The sequence below is a fragment of the archaeon genome (assembly GCA_016432545.1).
GTDB lineage: Archaea > Thermoproteota > Nitrososphaeria > Nitrososphaerales > Gagatemarchaeaceae > UBA183.
In genome coordinates this window covers 197451-215707 of sequence record CP066694.1, presented here as the reverse complement: position 1 = coordinate 215707, position 18257 = coordinate 197451, and the positions used below count along the sequence as shown (strand labels likewise).

Genomic DNA, 18257 nt, shown 5'->3' with positions numbered 1-18257 from the left:
ATAAATCCTTTCCTTCGAGAGGCCTATGCGCCCGGACCAGATCCACGAAGTCCTGTCGTCTCAGACGAGGCTGAAGATAGCCGGCCTAGTCGCCAGGAGGCCTAGAACTCTCAAGGAGCTCTCCGACCTTACCGGAGTCTCCGTCCAGGGAGTGCTCAAACACATCGCGAAGCTGAAGGCATTGGGACTGGTGGCGGAGCGCAAAATTGACGGCGTTGGAGTCTCAGTCCACAAGGTCTACACTTCCACGGAGATGAAGGTCGTCGACCACTCGGCAGGGGACCTCTTCGCCGTGAAGCTCGTTCGCTCCCGCCCCCTAGGGCTGCTGCCGGAAGACCCGCTACCGGAGCTGGAAGCGCTGGCCGAGCAGGATCTGATCCAGAGGCGGAGGATAAGGGAGCAGGCCCGTAGGCTGGGCAGGATGATTGACGAGGCGGTGTCCGTCGACGCCCGGATCGAAGGGATCGTCGAGGGACTGGACCTTGACGGCGCGAGCGAGCTGATGATCAAGACCCTGCTCACCGAGGGCTCCCTAGAGGAGGCAGGCGAGGTCCTCCGAAAGAGCTTCGGGGCAAAGAGCGGGAGAAGGTCTATAGAGAAAGCAATCGCGGCAGCCAGAAGCAGTGCCAAGAAACAGAAAGCTCGTAATGGTCACAAACGATGACAGCGTGCAGAGCGAGGGGCTGAAGGGCCTCGCGCGCGCCGTCTCGAAGTACGCCGAGGTGATAGTCGTGGCTCCCGAACAACCTCAGAGTGCGACGGCCCTGAGTCTGACCTTCCACAAGCCGCTGAGAGTTGCAAAGGTCAGGCTAGGCGCCTTCAAGTGCTATGCCGTCTCCGGAACTCCGGGGGACTGCGTCATGATCGGGGTGAACAAGATACTGCCCAGAAAGCCCGACCTCGTCGTCTCAGGGATAAATAACGGAGGGAACAGCACCTTCCAGGACATCCTCGCCTCCGGGACTGTGGCAGCTGCCCTCGAGTCTGCGCTGACCGGGATACCAGCGGTGGCGTTCTCCATGGAGGTCAGGGACGAGTCCTTGTTCGCACTGGAGTACAACCCTCCGAACTTCGACGAGGCCTCCGAGGTGGCCGGGGAGATAGTCAGGGATGTTCTGGAGAACGGGATGCCTGGCGGCGCGGAGATGCTCAACGTCAACTTTCCACAGGGAGCGACGAAGAGGACGGAGATCAAGCTCACAGAAGTCGGGAGGAGGAAGTACACCGACACGGTGATCGTCAGAAAGGACCCCAGAGGGAGGCCGTACTACTGGCTCTTCGGGGAGAAGCTCTCGGAGTTCCCAGCCAGCAGCGACGCGGAGGCCGTACTCAAAGAAGGAAAGATCTCGATCTCCCCGATGGTGCTTAGCATGTCAGGGCCAGTCACGGAGCCGCTCGTGTCCCTCAAGCGGAGGGTCGAGAAGAGGCTCTCGGTCAAAGGGCAGAAGCGTCGCCTCAGGGATAAATAGAAACGAGAGCTGTTCACAATTGGAGATGCATCGAATCGGGGAGGGATGGGAAGGAGTCGAGAGGAGGCTCAGGGTAGTGAATCTCTCTGGGCCGGTCAGGCTCTTGGTACCCTCTTTGCTGATCTCTTCGGCGCCCAAGAGCACCAGGGGGCTTTCTTTCCACTCGGGCGCTTCTGGCGCGATCGTCGGCGGAGCGCTGGTGGTCGGGAGCGCCGTGATCGGTTCTCTTGTTGGTGGCGGGATGGGTCTCGCGGGGGCCCTGTTGGGACTCTGGCTCCTCGGAAGCACGGGGGTAGTCATGGTTGCGGGAAGCATCACCCCCATCGCATTCGTGAAGCCGATCTGCGTTCGCTGCAGGCTTCTTCCGGTAATCAAGGAGCACGAGTCGATCCACATTGCGGGAGTCTCGAGCGAGAAGGAGGTCTGGGCCTCGATGAGGCAGAGGCACAGCGCCCAGTCGCTGGCGCTCGAGGGAGACGCTGCGATCTGCTCGTTCTGCCCGATCCCGAAGAGACTGGCCCAGCACTAGGCGATCGGCTTGGTACAGAGAGTCGCTGTCGTCGATTCGGACCTTTGCCAGTCCAAGAAGTGCGGGCTCGAGTGCATCAAGGAGTGCCCGGTCAACATCAACGGAGAAGAGTGCATAGTACTCGGAGAGGACAAGCTGGCGCTGATCTCCGAAGAGCTCTGCATCGGCTGCGGGATCTGCATCAAGGTCTGCCCGTTCGACGCCATCGACATCCTGAACCTCAGCGAGGAGCTGAAGACGGACAAGATCCACCAGTACGGAGTCAACTCGTTCAGGCTCTTCAGGATACCGACAGTCCGGAGGGGCTCGGTGGTGGGGCTAGTGGGACGGAACGGGATAGGGAAGTCGACTGCTTTGAAGGTCCTGGCCGGCCAGACGATACCCAACCTGGGCGACTACGACCGCGAGCCTTCGTGGGATCCGTTCCTGAAGTACCTGAGCGGGCGGGAGATGAAGGAGCACTTCGAGCGGGTCGCGGACGGGGAGCTCAAGGTCTCCCTGAAGCCCCAGGCGGTCTACAAGCTCCCCGAGGCATGGAAGAGAGAGACCCGTCCCCTGCTGGAACAGATGGACGAGAGGGGGAAGCTGGACGAGGTCGTCGAGACCCTGAGCCTCAAGGAGACCATGCACAAGAAGCTGACCGAGCTGAGCGGAGGGGAGCTGCAGAGGGTCGCGGTTGCCGCCGCAACGCTCAAGGATGCTGACCTTTACCTGTTCGACGAACCGTCGTCCTACAACGACGTGTACCAGCGCCTCGCGGTGACTCGGTTGATAGCCGGCCTGGCCGAGGCCGGAAAGGCCGTCCTCGTCGTGGAGCACGACATCGCGTTCCTCGACTACGTCGCCAACTACGTCCAAGTGATCTATGGGGAGCCGGGGGCGTACGGGATAGTCTCGGGCCTCTACGCCTCTAGGACTGGGATCAACTCGCTCCTCGACGGGTACCTCCCACAAGAGAACGTCAGGTTCAGGGACCACGCGGTCTCCTTCGGGCTCAGGGCGGCGGGCGAAACCGTGGAGAGCGAGGAGGCGGTGGCAAAGTACACGACGCTGCGGAAGTCCTACGAATCGTTCAAGCTCAAAGTAGAAGGGGGGATGATCAACCAGGGGACTATCCTGGGGGTCGTGGGCGCCAACGCGCTTGGCAAGACGACGTTCCTGAAGATGGTCGCCGGCCAGGAGAAGCCGACAAAGGGGAGCGTCGGCCTCGACGCGCGGGTGGCCTACAAGCCGCAGTACCTCTCGTCGGAGTTCGAAGGTACGGTGGACGAGTTCTACCTCTCTACCTTGGGGGCCAAGTACGGGGACGCGGCCCTCCAGGAGGCCCTGGCCAACCCGCTGAGGATGGAGAAGCTCCTAGCCAGGAGGGTCAAGGAGCTGAGCGGAGGCGAGCTCCAGAAGGTCGCCATCCTGGCGACCATGGCCCAGGAGGCTGAGGTCTACGCGCTCGACGAGCCTTCGGCTTTCCTCGATGTGGAGGACAGGTTTGTAGTAGCGCGGGCGATCAACCGCCTGGTGAAGGCAAGGGGGAAGGCTGCCATCATCATAGACCACGACCTCCAGGTCATCGACATCGTCTCTGACCGGCTGATGGTCTTCACAGGCGAGCCCGGCGTCTCGGGGGAGGCGACGGCGCCGCTTCCCAAGGAGGACGGGATGAATGCGTTCCTCAAGCAGGTGGGGCTGACGTACCGGCGCGACGTCAACACGGGCCGGCCCAGGGTCAACAAGCCCGGGAGCAAGTTGGACAGGGACCAGAAGGAGAAGGGGACCTACTACTACGTCTCCCAGAAGGAAGAAGTTGCCGAGGCTGATTAGGGCAGCGCTGGCGAGGTCAGGGATAAAGGCCGACCTTCCCTCGACCGGGGTCGATGTCATCGGAGACATCGCGATACTGAGACTGCCTGGACTCAGGGCGAAGGAGAAACGGTCCTTCGCGGAGGCCCTCTGCGAGGAGTCGGGGAGCATCAAGGTGGTCTTCGAGCAGGAGGGAGGGATCGAGGGGAAGCACCGCCTCAGGAGGCTAAGGCATCTGACGGGGGAGAAGAGGTCAACGACGGTGCACAAGGAGAACGGCTGCTCCTACAGACTGGACGTGGCGAAGTGCTACTTCTCTCCGAGGCTCTCCACGGAGCGCGAGAGGATAGCAAGTGAGGTTCGGAAGAAGGAGAGAGTCCTGAACATGTTCGCAGGGGTCGGGCCGTTCTCGATCCCGATCGCGAAGGTCGCGGGCGCCAGGGTCGTGAGTTGCGAGGTCAACCCGTCGGCGTGCAGGTACCACGAGGAGAACAACCGGCTCAACAAGGTCCAGGACCTGGTCACGCTCATACGGGGCGACGCCGCGGACCTTCCAGAGGTAGTGACTGGGAAGTTCGACCGGGTCTTGATGCCACATCCCTCCGAAGCTGACCGCTTCCTCGAGGTCGCACTCTCGATGTGTAAGAGGGATGGCCTCGTCCACTACTACAGGCACGTCCTCGGAAAGGACGAGAGGGATGCGGGGCGCGCCCTCAAGGGCGAGCTCTCTGGCCTCCTGCCTCCGAAGACCAGGTTCACAGTCAGGAGGGTAAGAGACGTCGGCCCCAGATGGGTCGAGATGGCCGCAGAGATACGCCTGCGGAACTAGAAGGGCAGCGTCTGGCTGTACCTGTACAGGTGCGCCAGGACCCCGAAGGTGATCAGTATCGCCCCCACGTCGAAGAGGGCCATGTTCCTCAGGCCGGTCGCGACAGCCTGAGCGGCGAGGCCGTTGACCATGACCTGGGCAAGGATTAGGAGCACGAAGATGATGAAGACCCACCTCCGCGTGAGGAGTGTCCCCTGCGGCGCGATCGCCTTCCTGACCCGCTCCTTAGACTTCAGGTACCTGAGGTAGGCGTAGGTCAGGACGAAGGACAGTATGGTGACTCCGAGCATCGAGCTGAAGTAGAGCACCGGGTCCACGAAGAGCCTCTCGAGGGTCGGGAGGCCGGTGTCGGGGTTGATGTAGAAGCCCCAGGCAGTCGTGATCAAGATCTGGGCAATGCTGGTGATGCCGAGCGCAGTGAAGAAGGGCCGCTCCTTCCAGCTGAGCTTCTTGGAGGTGTCCACGAATGGGACTACGAGCGCCATCAGGAAGAGCAAGGCAGGCATGAGACCCCCCATGACGAACTTGTCAAACTCGGTCCTGAGGAGGGCGTAGATTCCGGTTAGGTACCACTCCGGAATGGTCAGCTGGGGGTTGCTGGGGCTGTATGGGATGCCGACCGCCACAGGGAAGATGGCAGCGATCGCGAAGAGGCCCCCCACCACGGTCGAGATCACCGGCAGGTCGAAGACCATGTACCTGGGGAAGTGGATGAAGACAAGGATGAGCATGAACATCGGTAGGATGAACACGTGGGCCGAATAGAGCCTGAGGACGAAGTCGGTGAATCCGTACCCGAAGGTCGCGAGCCTGAGGGCCCCGCCGATCACAGGTGATGCGTTAGCGAGGGAGGAGCCGATCTCTATCGCAAGCCCGGCCCTCTGGTTGAACAGGAGGTCGTACCCCGTAAAGGCCTCTACGCCCGTGATGATTCCCAAGATTATCCCGGTCACCCAGAGGACCTCGTTCTTGATCTTGAACCTCCCGCTGAAGTACTGATAGTACATGTGCAGGACCGCGAGTAGCACCATCGCGTTGGAGGCCGTGTAGTGTATGTTCCTCATGAGCCAGCCGAACGGGACCGAGTCGTTGATTCTTTGGATGCTCGAGAATGCGCACGTTATGCTCCCGCACCCCGCGAGGGTTGGCTGATAGTAGATCATCAGCAGCCCCCCGGTCACTCCCAGTACGAGGAATACGATCCCAGTGAGGACGCCCAGGTAGGCGAGGGGATTTACGAACCTCTTGGGGAAAGTGTACTGGACGCCGCAATAGACCGTCCTTTCGAGGCCGTCCACGAGCCAGTAGTAGAGCTTGGAGACCAGATTCCGCTTCTGGGGAGCCTTTGCCATGGTCAGGCGTTCTCCTCCAGGAGGCTCGTGTCGGCGGGGACTTCGCCCATCGGCTTGATGAAAGACTGGTAGCTCCCGGAGTCGCGCCCGAAGCCCAGGTCGCCGTTCGCGCCGATGGACCCTACTCCGTTGTCCGGGTAGGCCTTGGTGGGGTCGTGGTTCGGCAGGTACACGTACAGGTATCCGTCGGAGTCGGCCTGAAGAGTGAGCATCGGGATCGCGTTGGTGGGAGGGGCCTGGAGAGCGGCGGGTCCCAGGATGGCCTTTCCGTCCGGGAGCTCGTAAATGCTTCCGTGGCAGGGGCACTCGTACCGCTGGTGCGTAGTCACAGTAGGGCTGGGAGCCTGGTATCCGAATTCGCTGGGATTGTTGGTCTGAGTCGGATTATAATTCGGGCTGCACCAGAGGTGGACGCAGACTTTGCTGAACGCCACAAAGTCCGTCGCCTTCATGCTCGAGCCGCCCAGTTCTTCAGGGAGTCGGATGAGCTCGTACTTCAGGAAGGTGTCGGGGTTCTGAGCATCGAGGGTGGGATCTCCAGAGCTCGGGTAGGTGATGACCCAGTGTCCGTTGGGCGGGAAGGTGGCCAGGTCGCTGACCTTGACCTGCTGCCCCGCGGCCGCTCCGTACTTCGAGTCGTCGTCTACCACAGCCTTCTGGAGGACCTTCTGGGTGGCCGTGCCTATGGTGATTTTTGACGAGAGGAAGCTTCCCCAAGGGACGAAGGGGACAACTGAGAGGACGGCGCTAAGGGCGAAGATTGCCTTCACGAAGTTCCGCCGGCTCGAATCGGGCGGCGTGGCAGGCTTCGGGGGAGCGGGCGTCGGGGCAGCAGGGCGCGGAGGTGTAGGCGCAGGCCGCACTTGAGGAGGTTGCGCAATAACAGGGGCAGGGCGGGGAGGCGGCGTCGTCTGTGGTGCAGGCTTCTTCTCCTGTTCAGCTTGAGTCTGGGAGGGTGGGCCTTCCTTAGTCTCGTCCACCATTTATTCTCCGGCGACTGGCTCACGCATGGCGTTTTTAACCTTCGTATGAGTGATTGGAAAATCGCCAGAGCGCGAAAACGCTTAAAGCCAATCTGACACGAGGTGGCGAAAGAATCTCCAGTTGGCCAAGAGCTCGACGGTCGTAGGGGCGGTCGTCGCGATTCTGATAATAGGTGCGATCGCGTCCATCGGTTACTACCAATTCGCAATAGCGCCGGGCCAGAACTCCACCACCACGACCTCGACTACATCCGCAGTGACCTGCACTCCGAGCACATGCGCCTACGTCAACATCACCAACGGCGCAGGCACCTGCGGCCCAGTGGGCCCTTGCGGGTACGCGCCGTTGAGCGTCACTCTGGTGATCGGGGTCAACAACACGGCGGTGTGGAAGAACCTCGACCCGGGGAGCATCCACACCGTGACCGAGACGACTGGCGTGGGGCCTAGCTCGGGCGACATGCACGAGAACGGGGCATACCAGTACACCTACGCGACCGCGGGGACCTTCGACTACAAGTGCATCTATCACGCGTGGATGCGGGGCACCGTTACAGTAAAGTCGCCCTAGTCGGACTGCGCCGTGTATGGCGCCGAGCGCAGTTTGAAGGAACTGACTTCCAAAGAGGACCTGGAAGCGCTCTCTAGAGACGCAGGGATCATCACATTCCACCCACAGCGGGCCTTCGAGGCGGAGACAGAGGTGGACGTGATCTCGTCCCTCAAGCTCGCCGACGATTCTGGTCTCTCCCTCACGCCAAGAGGCGGCGGCACCTCGATACCCAGCCAGTCGGTGGGGCGGGGGATCGTCCTCGTTCAGAAGATGCAGGGCTTTGCTCTGGTCGAGGGGGTCGCAAGCTGCGGGCCCGCCCTCGTCAAGGGGAAGCTCAACGAAGCCCTCGGAGACCTGGGCCTTTGGATGCCCGTCGACCCGTCCAGCTACTCGAGTTGCACCGTGGGAGGGATGGCCGCCAACAACTCCGCGGGCATTCGGACGCCCAAGTACGGCACCACCATAGACCACGTCGAGTGGCTCAGGGTCATCCTCCCAGGCGGAGACGCGATGCGGCTAGAGCCTGGCTCGCTCGAGGAGGCAGCCAACGGCAGTGACCCGAGGGTCAGGAAGGTCTGCGAGCTGATCCTCCAAAACCACAAGGAGATTCTGGCGGAGCGGCCCCGAGTCAGCAAGAACTCCTCGGGGTTCAGGCTGGAGCGCGCGATCGAGGGCGACAGGCTCCATCTGGAGAAACTCTTCGTCGGCTCTGAAGGCACGCTGGGGGTCTTCACAGAAGTGGGGTTCGCGACGAGGAGGAAGCCTGGCTGGAGGGTCCTGTTCGTCGTCGAGACGACCTTGGAAGGGCTCGGGGACGCAGTCTCGGCCTTCAGGAGCACCTCTCCGACCGCGATCGAGTTGCTCGACAGGTCGGTCTTCAGGAGGATGGGCAAGGAGGAGATGCTCTCGAAGTATGCAAAGTCCGACTCCAACTACCTCCTTTTCACCGAGTACGACGGGGAAGGCTCCCCTGACGCGAAGATTGAGGAGGTCGCCGGCTCGAAGGTGTCGGGATACGAGCCCCTCGTCATCACGGACCCTGCGGCCATCTCCGAGGCCTGGGAGGTGAGGAACGAGACCCTCAAGCTCGGCCTCCAGGTAAGGAGCGGCGGCAAGGTATTGGTCCCGGGCGTGGAGGACCTCGTAGTCCCGGGCGAGAGGCTCCCGGACCTGGTCAGGCTCCTGCAGACCGAGTTTGATAGGAGGGGCCTCGAGTACATCTCCTACGGCCACGCAGGAGATGCTAACCTCCATGCCCGCCCTCTCCTCGACCCCACCGACTCCTCGGGACGCAGGACCCTGGACAACCTGATGGACGAGTGCTTCGAGGCTGTCTGGAGGATGGGTGGCTCGATGACGGGTGAGCATGGGGACGGGATGCTGAGGGCTCCCTATGTAGGGCGCCAGTATCCCAAGACGTACTGGATAATGAAGGAAATCAAATCGCTGTTCGACCCGAAGGGAGTCCTGAACCCCGGCGTCAAGCTTGTCTGATCGAGGCTGCCCGCGCGAGCAGCCTTGCAACTTTGATCGGCTCGGGGACCGAGCCCTGCCGCGTGAAGAGCTCGAGGACGCGCATGGCCTCCGAGAACGAGAGACCGGAAAGACGGCCGTAGACAGCCTTGCCCGTCGAAAGCCGAAACCTTCTCCTCTCCCCCAGGGCCCGGTATGCCAGGAGCTTGCCCTCGGCGCTGTCGGGGAAGTGCCTCCTAATGGAGTCCTCGATCCCTTTGGTCTCCTTGAAGGTGAGGCAGATGACCGGGCGGCGGGTCTTCGCCGATAGTTGGTCAACGTCGATGATGTTGTAGAGGCTAAGGATCGCTCCTGAGACCATGATGAGGTTGACGTCGTTCCTCTTCAGCCTCCTGAACAGGGAGGATATCGATGCGGTCGCGTCGTCTCCGCCGACGGAGGTCCTTCCAAGGGCAAGTCCGTCAATCACAAGGTCGCCCCTCATTACCACGCCCGCGAGGACGGACCTCGGCAGCTCCTTCCTGAAGCTCTCTGCGACTCCGAGCACTCTGAGGCCGGGCTTGGAGAGGCTGGGGCGCACCGGGGGTTCGACCGCATCCAGACTTTTAACCTCTGGAAGCTCTGCCGAGGCGTGGCCAAGATCTACTCCCTCAAGGAGGGGTCGAAGATTCCGGGCGAAATCCTGAGACTAGCTGCAAAGGAAGGGGTACGCACAGCAAGCGTGGAAGGGATAGGGGCCGTGAGGCGGCTCAAGCTTGCATACTACAACCCTGCCACGAAGAAGTACGAGGAGCACCGGTACGCGGAGAACCTTGAAGTCACGAGCCTGCTCGGAAACATCACGACAAAGGACGGGGCGCCCTTTCTTCATGCCCACGCGACGTTGGGCAGGCGGGACATGTCGGTCATCGGAGGGCATCTCCTCTCAGCGGAGGTCCATCCGCTCCTCGAAGTTGTCATTACCAAAACGACCAACGACGCGGTCCGAAGGTTCGATGAAGAGTTGGGCCTAAACCTGATCTACAAGACCAGTTAGCGGTAACAGATGAGGCTCAGTCTAATGCCTTCCGGTCATATTGACCTAACCGTAACTCTGTAACATCACAGCCTCGACTCTTTGAGGGGCCCGAGTCGATATAAGGAATTTCGAGGACCTACGGCCGCGCGAGGGGGAGGTCGAGGACGGTGACGACGCCAGGTCGCGCCGCGGCGACCCTCTCGACTGCGTGCACGACCAGGGCGACAGTGGCCGAGTCTCCGAAGACGCCCTTCTCGAACCTCAGCTTGATGTCCGGATCTCCCTTTACCTCCACCACGTCAAAGTCCGCCGAAGTGACCGACATCTCGAGGTCAAGCCTGATCAGGCAGCGCCCGGCGGTCCCCTCCGCGAACTGCCTTACGCCCAGAACGTATTCATCAGACCCCAGGACTGGGAAGACCCCCTGCTTCGTATCCTCGAGCGTCGTCCCAAGGGACCTTGCGATCAGGCTCGCAGACTCGACGAGACCCACGTGCCCCAGAGACCCCTCTTCGACCCCCTTTTCGAACTTCGCCCTGGTAAGCCCGACCCCTGCCTTGGCTTGGAGCTGCCTCCGGCGCCTGCTTACGTCCACCGATCGGACCACGTGGACTTTGGTCGGGTTCTTGGAGGCTGAGAGGACGAGCGCAGGGACCCAGTCCATTACGAAGCCCGGATTGACCCCGACCCCGACCACAGTAACGTCCTTCTCCTTGGCCAGGGCGTCAATCCTCCCGGCCGCCTCTCGGTCAGAGGACTCGGGAAAGGCCATCTCCTCCGCAGTGGCCACGACGTCCATCCCCAGGCTCGCAGCGCGCATCACGTCGCTCGCAATCCCCGTTAGCCTGGAGGTAGTCGCGAAGACCGCGACGTCTGCCGTCCCCTCTGCCAGCTCTTCCACGGAGTGCGAGACCCTCGTCCCGACCGGAAGGCCCGTTATCTCGGCGACCGTCCTCCCGACCTTCTCTGGGTCTGTGTCCACCACGCCGACTAAGGTGTGGCCCCTCTCGACGAGATACCTCAGAACCTCCGTCCCGATGGCGCCCATCCCGCAGAGGACGACCCTCGCCAACGGGCGTTTCTGATTCCGTGGCGTCTAATAATCGATGCTATGACGACTCAGTATGCGGTGAGCTCGGGGACCAGCGAGTCGAGGCTCTCGAGGAAGTCGCGGAATGCGTGGATCGGAACCACCGCGGCGCCCTCCATCAACAAAGGCGCCTCCAGCGAAATCATTAGAATTACAGCCACTATGGGCTCCAAGTAGGGCCTCGCACTCCTCAGAAGCACCGCCCTCTCGCCCTGGGCCCTTGCCACCTTCATCGCCACTCCCGGGGCTGCGCTCTTCGACCATCGCTTGCAGTCCACCGCCACCGCGATCCTGCCCGAACGACCGAGGATGTCTATCTGGGCCCTCGGGTTTTTCAGGACCACGTCCTGTTCCACCCCATACCCGCTGGCTTTCAACAGGTCCGCCCCGAACGACTCGAACTCTGACCAGTGCAGGTGCCTCGCGACGAGCTCAGGAGGAGTCCCGGTCCTGCAGGCAGCGATCGCCCGCACGACCCTGGAGTCGAAGACTGATTCGGTACGGCCCAAAGTTGAGGCTATCTCCGCTTCGACCTGGAGCATCGGAGGGATTGAGAACGTGCCCTCGATGTACCCCCGAGCCCTTTCGCTGGGAACCCTCGGGCCTGAGAACACGACGTGGAGAAGTCAAGGAAGGAAGTAAAAAAGGAAGCAGAGGAAAGCAGCGGTTTTCGGGAGGCTACAGTGAAAGTTACTTCGGTGAGTTCAGGACGCTCTGGTACAGGCTGAGCCCGTGGTGCGTCGCGCGATAGTACTTCTCCCTGGACTGGGCGAAGACGGGCTCCACCAAGCCCTGGGCCTTCAGCTCTGCTAGGGCTCGGCTGACGTGGCTGATGTGCTTCTTCTCGATGGAGGCGAGCTCCGTAGGCGTCATCGCTTCCTTTGCGAGGTGCCCTAGGAGTTTCCTTCTAACTTCGCTGCTCGTCACGAATTTCGGCAGCCCGCTGAAGCTACTCACCGACATTCTGACGGCGAAAATGGGGCTTTTGCGTATATTAAGATTGTTACCAAAGGCGGTCCCCTCTCATTCGACCGTGGATTCTTCGTTGCCTAGAGGACGAGCCGGTAGTCTCCGCCCAGGTCGGCAAAGCGGTCGAGCTGCGAGACCCTCACTAGGGCGTCGTAGACGACGAAGTTGGTCGCGGACTTGAAGCCCAGCCTGACCTCGGAGTACTGGTCCCGAGCGGTCGTGAAGTTCTCGAATTGCACCACCCGCGTAAGGTTGACCCTCCCTCTGGACGCGTCGACCGTCGTCAGGACTCTCTGAGCACCCTTGATCTCCCCCGTGAAGTTTTGGATGCCTAGGCTGAGGTGCTGGGCCCCTCCGACGGTCCAGAGCATCTGTCTTATTGCCAGGACATCGATCATCGAAGAGGACGCGTGGTTCGGGACGTCGAGCACCGACAAGAGGAGCTGCTTAGCTTCGTTCTGGCCAGCGACGAAGGCGACGGCCCTCTCTCCTGGAACGATACCCAGCCACCCCAAGACGGACTTTCCGGTCGCCACGTCCTGGACCGCGTATAGGCTGTCGTTCCCGAACTTGACCTCGAACGCGCCCAGGGGCGCGAACAGGTCGACGACGTCGGAGAACTTCTGGGCGTTCAGGAAGGCGAAGTCCAGCGTGGAGTTCGGAGTCTCGAAGACCATCGTCTCGAAGTAGACGGCGTCAGAAGAATTGATCACCAAGGCAGGGTTGGAGAGGTGGAGTATCGTAGCGTGGAATGGGAGGGAGGAATTCGCATGCCGAAGCGCGGTGTAGTTCAGGAACCCGACCTGTATCGCAGACCTCGGGGCATACTTGCCCCACAGGGCGTCGTAGGAGGGGAGGTCCTGGGGCAGGTGCCTGACCGGGACCGAATTGAAGTACGAATAGACGAAGGTGGCCCCAAAGATGGAGACGAGCACGACGAAGGTGCCGATGAAGGAGAGCATCCTGACGTTCTTTCTCTTCCTCCGTCGCCTCAGCAAGAATGGCCGAGCAGACTTTCAACGTTTTAAGCCTTGGAGGGAGATTGTGTCTCGTGCACTGGATCGTCAGGTTGCTCTACACGTCCATCCTCGAGGTGGCAGTCTTCAGTGCCCTGGCGGCGGGGGTAGCTGTCGGGATCTCGTTGCTCTTCGCCGGGGAGCTCGTCCCGGCCTACGGCCTGGTCCTCCTGTTGGAGTCAGTCATCTTGATGCTCACCGGGGCGGCGCTAGAGATGAGCACGACGGGGTCGGCCAAAGTCTTTGGGAAGCAGCTGCGGGTCCTGTTTGGACTGAAGGTCTCTACTTCGACGCCAGGAGCACCTGACCCGAAGAAGGTGGTGGGGATGGCAGGGACGTACGCACTCACAGGGGTGCTGCTCTTCGCGGAAGCGGGTATCCTAAGCGTAGTCCTGTACTGAAGAAAACTGGGGAGGGCCCCTAGCTCGCTTTCCGCCTGGAAAGCGCTATGGCTACGAGGCCCAAAATTATTGCTACTGCAAGTGCAGCGTATGCTATGTACGAAAGGTTGGTGAGGTTGTTGTTGAGGCTGTCAGACTTCGCCGCGAGCGCGTCTAGCCTTGTGTTGACCGAGGTTGTCAAGTCCGAGATTGCCGAGTTGGTCGAGTCTGCGAGGCCGCACACTGCGTCGTGAATGGCGACAGTGTCCGACGCTGCGAGGCTCGATAGCGCATCCTGAACCACCTGTGCAAGAGAGCCGACGGTCAGCGTAGTGACCGCGCTGTACTGCACGTCGGTGCTGTTGAGCTGCGGAAGCCCGTTCTGTGATGTGCCGGCGGATGTGCTGTTGGACTGGGGCCACGTGTAGCCCTCAGGGAAGGATGGCGAGGACGGAGCGAACGCCTGCAAGGCGTTGTAGCTCACGCCCGTGAAGAAGACCCTGTACCAGACAGCGCCGCTGACCGTGGGCGTGTAGCTGAAGGAGTAGTATCCTCCAGTCGACGTCAGGGTCATGGCGACCGGTGTCCAGGTAGTCCCACTGTCCGTGCTCTGCTGAAGGGTCGCGTAGAACCCGCCAGTGCCCGCTCCCTTGGCCGGGACGACCGCGAAGGTCCCCGACAGGGCTAGGGTGTTGCCAGAGAGGAATGATGGGATTGAGACCGCCCCGCCGGGAGAACCGGCCGGAGCTTGGCACGAGATTGTCGGTGGTTGGATCGGGGTAACTCCTCCGCTCTGCGTAGTGTACCCTGCCTTGGCAAGGAGCTGCGCAGAGAGGGTGAGGTCGAAGGAGTCCGGCTGGACGTCCGACGGGTATGCGAACCCGAAGCACGAGCAGAACTCGGTGATTCCTATCGTCCCGATTCCCTGGTTGAGGTTGTCGATGATGTACTGCCTGGGGATGGCGTGGCTCAGAGCGGCCCTGACGTCCCTTGCCGCTTCCGCGGCCCTGCTCGGGTCGGAGATTCCGAGAGGCGTCGCAGTTCCCGTGCCCAAGATTGGGTGGGTGTTCTGGACGGCCATCATCTGGAAGCCCGCGCCTGGGCTGGCCCTCTGAGTGCCGGTGCCACCGTTAGAGGTCAGTACCGGGAAGTCTGTTGGGTTGAGCTGGTAGTTGGCGTCGAGGAAGTTGACCTGACCGTTGGCAAAGGCTGCGAGCGCGTTGTCCTTGTTCAGGATGTGGACCACGTGGATCGTCTGGGCGCCGAAGAGCCCGAGACCCTGTAGTCCTGACGCGTTCCAATAGCCTCCCCACTTCACCAGCGTGCCCGTTCCAGTCACGGTGTCGTAGCCGTGATAGAAGTACGGCCCGTCACCGACCGGCCCATATGCGACCGCGGAGCCGTTACCCCCGTGGTTAGCCTGGCCTGGAAGGTTGTAGACGTATGGGCATGGAGTGGTGTGGAGTGTCGCGTAGCAGCTGTTCGACCAAGTGGCGAACGGCAGCTCCTCGAAGACGTGCATCGGGGCCGCGGCAATCCCAGTGAGGATCGGGTCAGCGAAGAGGTATGGGTCAGTCAGGGTGAACCTGAACGATGTGGCGTTGACGGCCGTCCAGACGGAAGTAGCGGTGAACCCGCCCGGAGCTGTTCCGTGCGAGTAGGTCCCGCCGACCACGTAGTCTGAAGTGCCGTTGAGATAGGTGAACTGTACCTGGCTGCAGTTGCACGCGCCGCCGTGTCCATAGTCTCCGAGGAGGCTCTGGAGCGTGCCGCCGCCGACATAGCCCACGTCGGTGTCGATGCTTCCCATGATGGAGAACAGGTAGTCATCGGACGTTACCGGGACTCCGTCCTGGAAGCTGTGAGCTCTGAAGGAGACGTCCCACGTCAGGTGGTCCGAGGAGGACTTGATCGACGTGGCGAGCGCGTTGAAGTACCCGAGCGTCCTTGCGTCTACCTCCTCGAGGGAGGCGGCGGTCGGGTTGTACAGGTATGCGTCGTAGTAGGTGTTGGCAGGCCCGTTGACCCACTGGTTGACCGAGTTGATGTCGCCCGTCTCGGCGATGTTGATCTCAGTGCCCGTGCTTACGCCCCAGTGCTGGAAGTCCCGGTTCGCAGTAGTCGCTCCCTCAGCCTGGTTAGTACCCCATGGGCTGAGGTAGTTCTTGATGCCGTAGACGTCCACCCCGTAGAAGATGGGCATGTCCGGCTTGTCCTGCGAAACGATCCTAACCATCTGTTGGGCGATTGAGATCCTTGCCGTCGCGTTGAACTCGGTGTTGTACTGGACTGAGAGCTGATTGTAGGTGTCGTTGTGGTAGAAGTAGTAGTTGGCCCCTGTCGGCGCGTAGTCTGCGGCAGTCAGGCTCCTGTAAGTGACTTGGTTCTGAGTCCCAAAGTCTGGGAGCGGAGTTCCGCCTCCGTACCCGACGAAGTGGACGTCGAACCCGCCTTGATCGTAAGTCTTGCCGCAATTGTCGGCAGAGCAGCCAAACGTAAGCCCGGACATTACTCCGAAGCTCACGTAGATCAGACGTGCGTCGATGTTGATTTGCTTGAGGTTGTTGGTGATGATTGCTGCCCACTGGCGCCTAAGCGGGTTCGAGGTCGGGGCTATCACCGTCACGGTGAAGAAGGTCCCCGAAGTCGTCGCCGCGCTGACGCTCAATGGCAGCGCAGAGAAGATGAGCAGAAATCCTATTGATGCTAAAGCTGCACCTGTAGCTGTCTCTTCAATCAAAGAAGAGTGCAATTATTTTCGTTTCATGTAGCGTTCCTCGCTTTATAAACGATTGTTCTGTCCGAAATTACAGGAACTTCTCAGCGTGGTGGCAGGCGACGAGGTGGCCCGGTTCGAGCTCCCTCAGGGCCGGCTTCGAAGTACTGCAGATGTCGGTCGCGTATGGGCATCTCGGGTGGAACCTGCAACCCCCCGGCGGGTTGACCGGGCTGGGCACGTCGCCCGGAAGGATGATCCTCTTGACCTTCTTCTCAGGGTCGGGCACGGGCACGGCCGAGAGGAGGGCGATTGTGTAGGGGTTGAGGGGCTTTGTGAAGACCCTGTCCGTGGGGGCGTACTCGAAGACCTCCCCGAGGTACATCACCGCCACGTGCTGGGAGATCTGCCTCACCGAGCTGAGGTCGTGGGAGATGTAGAGGAACGAAATGCCGGCTCTGGCTTGGAGCTCCTCGAGGAGGTTGAGGACCTGTGCCCTGACCGAGACGTCGAGGGAGGAGACTGGCTCGTCCGCGATCACGAACTTGGGGTCTGTGGCCAGGGCCCTCGCTATCGAGATGCGCTGCCTTTGCCCCCCAGAGAACTCGTGCGGGTACCTCTCGGCGTGGTACTCCTCCAGCCCGACCATCTTCAGGAGGCGGTAGACGTTGTCCTCCCACTGCCCCTGGGGGATGTTCTTGTGGATCGCGAAGGGCTCTGAGACGATGTCGAAGACTGTCATCCTCGGGTCGAGCGACCCGTATGGGTTCTGGAAGACCATCTGCATGTTGCGTCTGATGTACTTCCTGTCCTCGGTGGTCCCCTTCGCGAAGGTTTCGTAGACGTCCTTGCCCTCGAAGTAGACCTTGCCCGAGTCGGGCTCCTCGAGCGAGAGGATGACCTTGCCCGCTGTGGTCTTTCCGCACCCGCTTTCGCCGACCAGTCCCAGGGTCTCCCCCTTGCCTATGGTCAGGTCTATGCCGTCGACCGCGTGGACGTCCCCGACCTTCCTCCTGAGCAGGATGCCCCTCTCGTAGACTGGGAAGTACTTTACGAGGTTCTCTACTCTGATCAGCGGGTCGGCCATCAGACGGCCGCCTCCTTTTCGAGGGCAAGGTCCTTCCAGTGGTGGCAGGAAACCTTCCTGTGCTCGAGGATGTCCTCGAGAGGAGGGACCTTGTCCACGCAGAGCTGGGTCATGTACCTGCACCTGGGGTGGAACCTGCAGCCGGTGGGCGGCTCGATCAGGTTCGGTATGTTGCCAGGGATCGACATGAGGGCCGCTGTCCTGTCGACTCTCGGGACTGCCCTCAGGAGCGCGGAAGTGTACGGGTGCTTGGGCGTCGAGAAGATCTCTCGGGTGCGCGAGACCTCCGCGACCCTGCCGGCATAGAGGACCACGACCTTCTCGGTCATCTCCGCGACGATTCCCATGTCGTGGGTTATCATTATCAGTGCCATGTTCAGCTCGCGCTGTATCGACTTCAGGAGCTCCAGGACCTGGGCCTGGATGGTGACGTCGAGGTTGGTGGTCGGCTCGTCGGCTATGAGTATCTCCGGCTCCCCGGCGAGCGCCCTTGCTATCGCGACCCTCTGGCGCATCCCCCCGCTCAGCTCGTGAGGATACTGGGTCATCCTCGTCTCGGGCTCGGGGATCCTGACCAGCTTTAGCAGGCCCACGCCCTTCTCGAAGGCCTGCGAGTTGGAGATGTCGTAGTGTGTCTTGACGACGTCCGTGAGCTGCCTGCCTACAGTGAAGAGAGGGTTGAGCGATGAGTTGGGGTCTTGGAAGACGACACCGATCTTCTTACCCCTCACCTTGCGCATCTCTTTGTCCTTCTTGCGGAGGAGGTCCTCGCCCCTGAGCATGACCTGCCCCGAGAGGACCTTGCCGGGGCGAGGGACTATCCCAAGGATCGACTGGGCGGTGACAGACTTGCCGGAGCCGGACTCTCCGACGAGGCCGAGTGGCTCGTCCTCGTTGAGGGTGAAGGAGACGCCGTCCACGGCTTTTACGACCCCTGCTTCGGTGAAGAAGTACGTGTGCAGGTCGTCTACGCGTAGGATCTCCTGGCCTGCCAAG

General features: G+C 61.4%; 19 protein-coding genes. 9 read left to right on the top strand and 10 right to left on the bottom strand.

Annotation, left to right across the window (positions count from 1 at the left end):
* Window positions 1-25 precede the first annotated feature (25 nt).
* The 5 genes from HY247_01200 to HY247_01180 are packed head-to-tail and all read left to right on the top strand — an operon-like array spanning window position 26 to window position 4624.
* Window positions 26-664 carry a winged helix-turn-helix transcriptional regulator gene (locus tag HY247_01200; GenBank protein QQG48964.1) on the top strand — a complete coding sequence of 213 codons (639 nt, stop codon included), beginning with the start codon at window positions 26-28 and terminating at the stop codon, window positions 662-664.
* Window positions 624-1469 (top strand): 5'/3'-nucleotidase SurE, encoded by an 846-nt coding sequence (gene surE, locus HY247_01195; GenBank protein ID QQG48963.1) that lies wholly within the window; start codon window positions 624-626, stop codon window positions 1467-1469. The genes HY247_01200 and surE overlap by 41 nt, the downstream gene beginning before the upstream one ends.
* A 19-nt stretch (window positions 1470-1488) precedes the next feature.
* Window positions 1489-1998 carry a hypothetical protein gene (locus HY247_01190; GenBank protein ID QQG48962.1) on the top strand — a complete coding sequence of 170 codons (510 nt, stop codon included), beginning with the start codon at window positions 1489-1491 and terminating at the stop codon, window positions 1996-1998.
* 9 nt (window positions 1999-2007) lie between these two features.
* Window positions 2008-3816 (top strand): ribosome biogenesis/translation initiation ATPase RLI, encoded by a 1809-nt coding sequence (locus HY247_01185; GenBank protein QQG48961.1) that lies wholly within the window; start codon window positions 2008-2010, stop codon window positions 3814-3816.
* On the top strand, window positions 3800-4624 hold the full coding sequence (locus tag HY247_01180) for a class I SAM-dependent methyltransferase family protein (GenBank protein ID QQG48960.1): 825 nt from the start codon (window positions 3800-3802) through the stop codon (window positions 4622-4624). The genes HY247_01185 and HY247_01180 overlap by 17 nt, the downstream gene beginning before the upstream one ends.
* Here HY247_01180 and HY247_01175 read toward each other — a convergent pair.
* The gene (locus HY247_01175) at window positions 4621-5976 is read right to left on the bottom strand and encodes a cytochrome bc complex cytochrome b subunit (GenBank protein ID QQG48959.1); all 1356 of its coding nucleotides are present in this window, start codon (window positions 5974-5976) and stop codon (window positions 4621-4623) included. The genes HY247_01180 and HY247_01175 overlap by 4 nt on opposite strands.
* A gap of 2 nt (window positions 5977-5978) precedes the next feature.
* The gene (locus HY247_01170) at window positions 5979-6746 is read right to left on the bottom strand and encodes a Rieske 2Fe-2S domain-containing protein (GenBank protein ID QQG48958.1); all 768 of its coding nucleotides are present in this window, start codon (window positions 6744-6746) and stop codon (window positions 5979-5981) included.
* A gap of 334 nt (window positions 6747-7080) precedes the next feature.
* Between HY247_01170 and HY247_01165 the strand changes: the two genes are divergently transcribed.
* Window positions 7081-7530, top strand: coding sequence for a hypothetical protein (locus HY247_01165; GenBank protein ID QQG48957.1), 450 nt, complete (start codon window positions 7081-7083; stop codon window positions 7528-7530).
* A 33-nt stretch (window positions 7531-7563) separates the two neighbouring features.
* Window positions 7564-9006 carry an FAD-binding oxidoreductase gene (locus tag HY247_01160; protein QQG48956.1) on the top strand — a complete coding sequence of 481 codons (1443 nt, stop codon included), beginning with the start codon at window positions 7564-7566 and terminating at the stop codon, window positions 9004-9006.
* Here the strand turns inward: HY247_01160 and HY247_01155 are convergent.
* Entirely contained in the window at window positions 8993-9565 is a 573-nt protein-coding gene (locus HY247_01155) for a DUF99 family protein (GenBank protein ID QQG48955.1), read from the bottom strand. The two genes, HY247_01160 and HY247_01155, sit on opposite strands and share 14 nt — an antisense overlap.
* Window positions 9566-9616: 51 nt before the next feature.
* On the opposite strand from HY247_01155, the gene HY247_01150 reads away from it, so the two are divergent.
* Window positions 9617-10021: a DNA-binding protein gene (locus HY247_01150; GenBank protein QQG48954.1), complete on the top strand. Its 405-nt coding sequence runs from the start codon at window positions 9617-9619 to the stop codon at window positions 10019-10021.
* 118 nt (window positions 10022-10139) lie between these two features.
* On the opposite strand, the gene HY247_01145 is transcribed toward HY247_01150, so the two are convergent.
* From HY247_01145 to HY247_01130, 4 genes are all read right to left on the bottom strand, one after another.
* Window positions 10140-11075 carry an NAD-binding protein gene (locus tag HY247_01145; protein ID QQG48953.1) on the bottom strand — a complete coding sequence of 312 codons (936 nt, stop codon included), beginning with the start codon at window positions 11073-11075 and terminating at the stop codon, window positions 10140-10142.
* A gap of 47 nt (window positions 11076-11122) precedes the next feature.
* Window positions 11123-11707, bottom strand: a complete 585-nt coding sequence (locus HY247_01140) for a restriction endonuclease (GenBank protein QQG48952.1) — start codon at window positions 11705-11707, stop codon at window positions 11123-11125.
* Window positions 11708-11783: 76 nt separating this feature from the next.
* Window positions 11784-12050 (bottom strand): winged helix-turn-helix transcriptional regulator, encoded by a 267-nt coding sequence (locus tag HY247_01135; GenBank protein ID QQG48951.1) that lies wholly within the window; start codon window positions 12048-12050, stop codon window positions 11784-11786.
* A 92-nt stretch (window positions 12051-12142) separates the two neighbouring features.
* On the bottom strand, window positions 12143-13060 hold the full coding sequence (locus HY247_01130) for a hypothetical protein (GenBank protein QQG48950.1): 918 nt from the start codon (window positions 13058-13060) through the stop codon (window positions 12143-12145).
* 53 nt (window positions 13061-13113) lie between these two features.
* On the opposite strand from HY247_01130, the gene HY247_01125 reads away from it, so the two are divergent.
* Window positions 13114-13479: a hypothetical protein gene (locus HY247_01125; protein ID QQG48949.1), complete on the top strand. Its 366-nt coding sequence runs from the start codon at window positions 13114-13116 to the stop codon at window positions 13477-13479.
* Between the two features lie 19 nt (window positions 13480-13498).
* Here HY247_01125 and HY247_01120 read toward each other — a convergent pair whose 3' ends face one another.
* The 3 genes from HY247_01120 to HY247_01110 form a co-directional block, all read right to left on the bottom strand.
* Complete coding sequence (locus HY247_01120; GenBank protein QQG48948.1) at window positions 13499-16126, bottom strand: hypothetical protein; 2628 nt, start codon at window positions 16124-16126, stop codon at window positions 13499-13501.
* A gap of 139 nt (window positions 16127-16265) precedes the next feature.
* Window positions 16266-17261 (bottom strand): ATP-binding cassette domain-containing protein, encoded by a 996-nt coding sequence (locus HY247_01115; GenBank protein QQG48947.1) that lies wholly within the window; start codon window positions 17259-17261, stop codon window positions 16266-16268.
* Window positions 17261-18256, bottom strand: a complete 996-nt coding sequence (locus HY247_01110) for an ABC transporter ATP-binding protein (GenBank protein ID QQG48946.1) — start codon at window positions 18254-18256, stop codon at window positions 17261-17263. Before HY247_01110 ends, HY247_01115 begins: the two co-directional genes overlap by 1 nt.
* Window position 18257 lies beyond the last annotated feature (1 nt).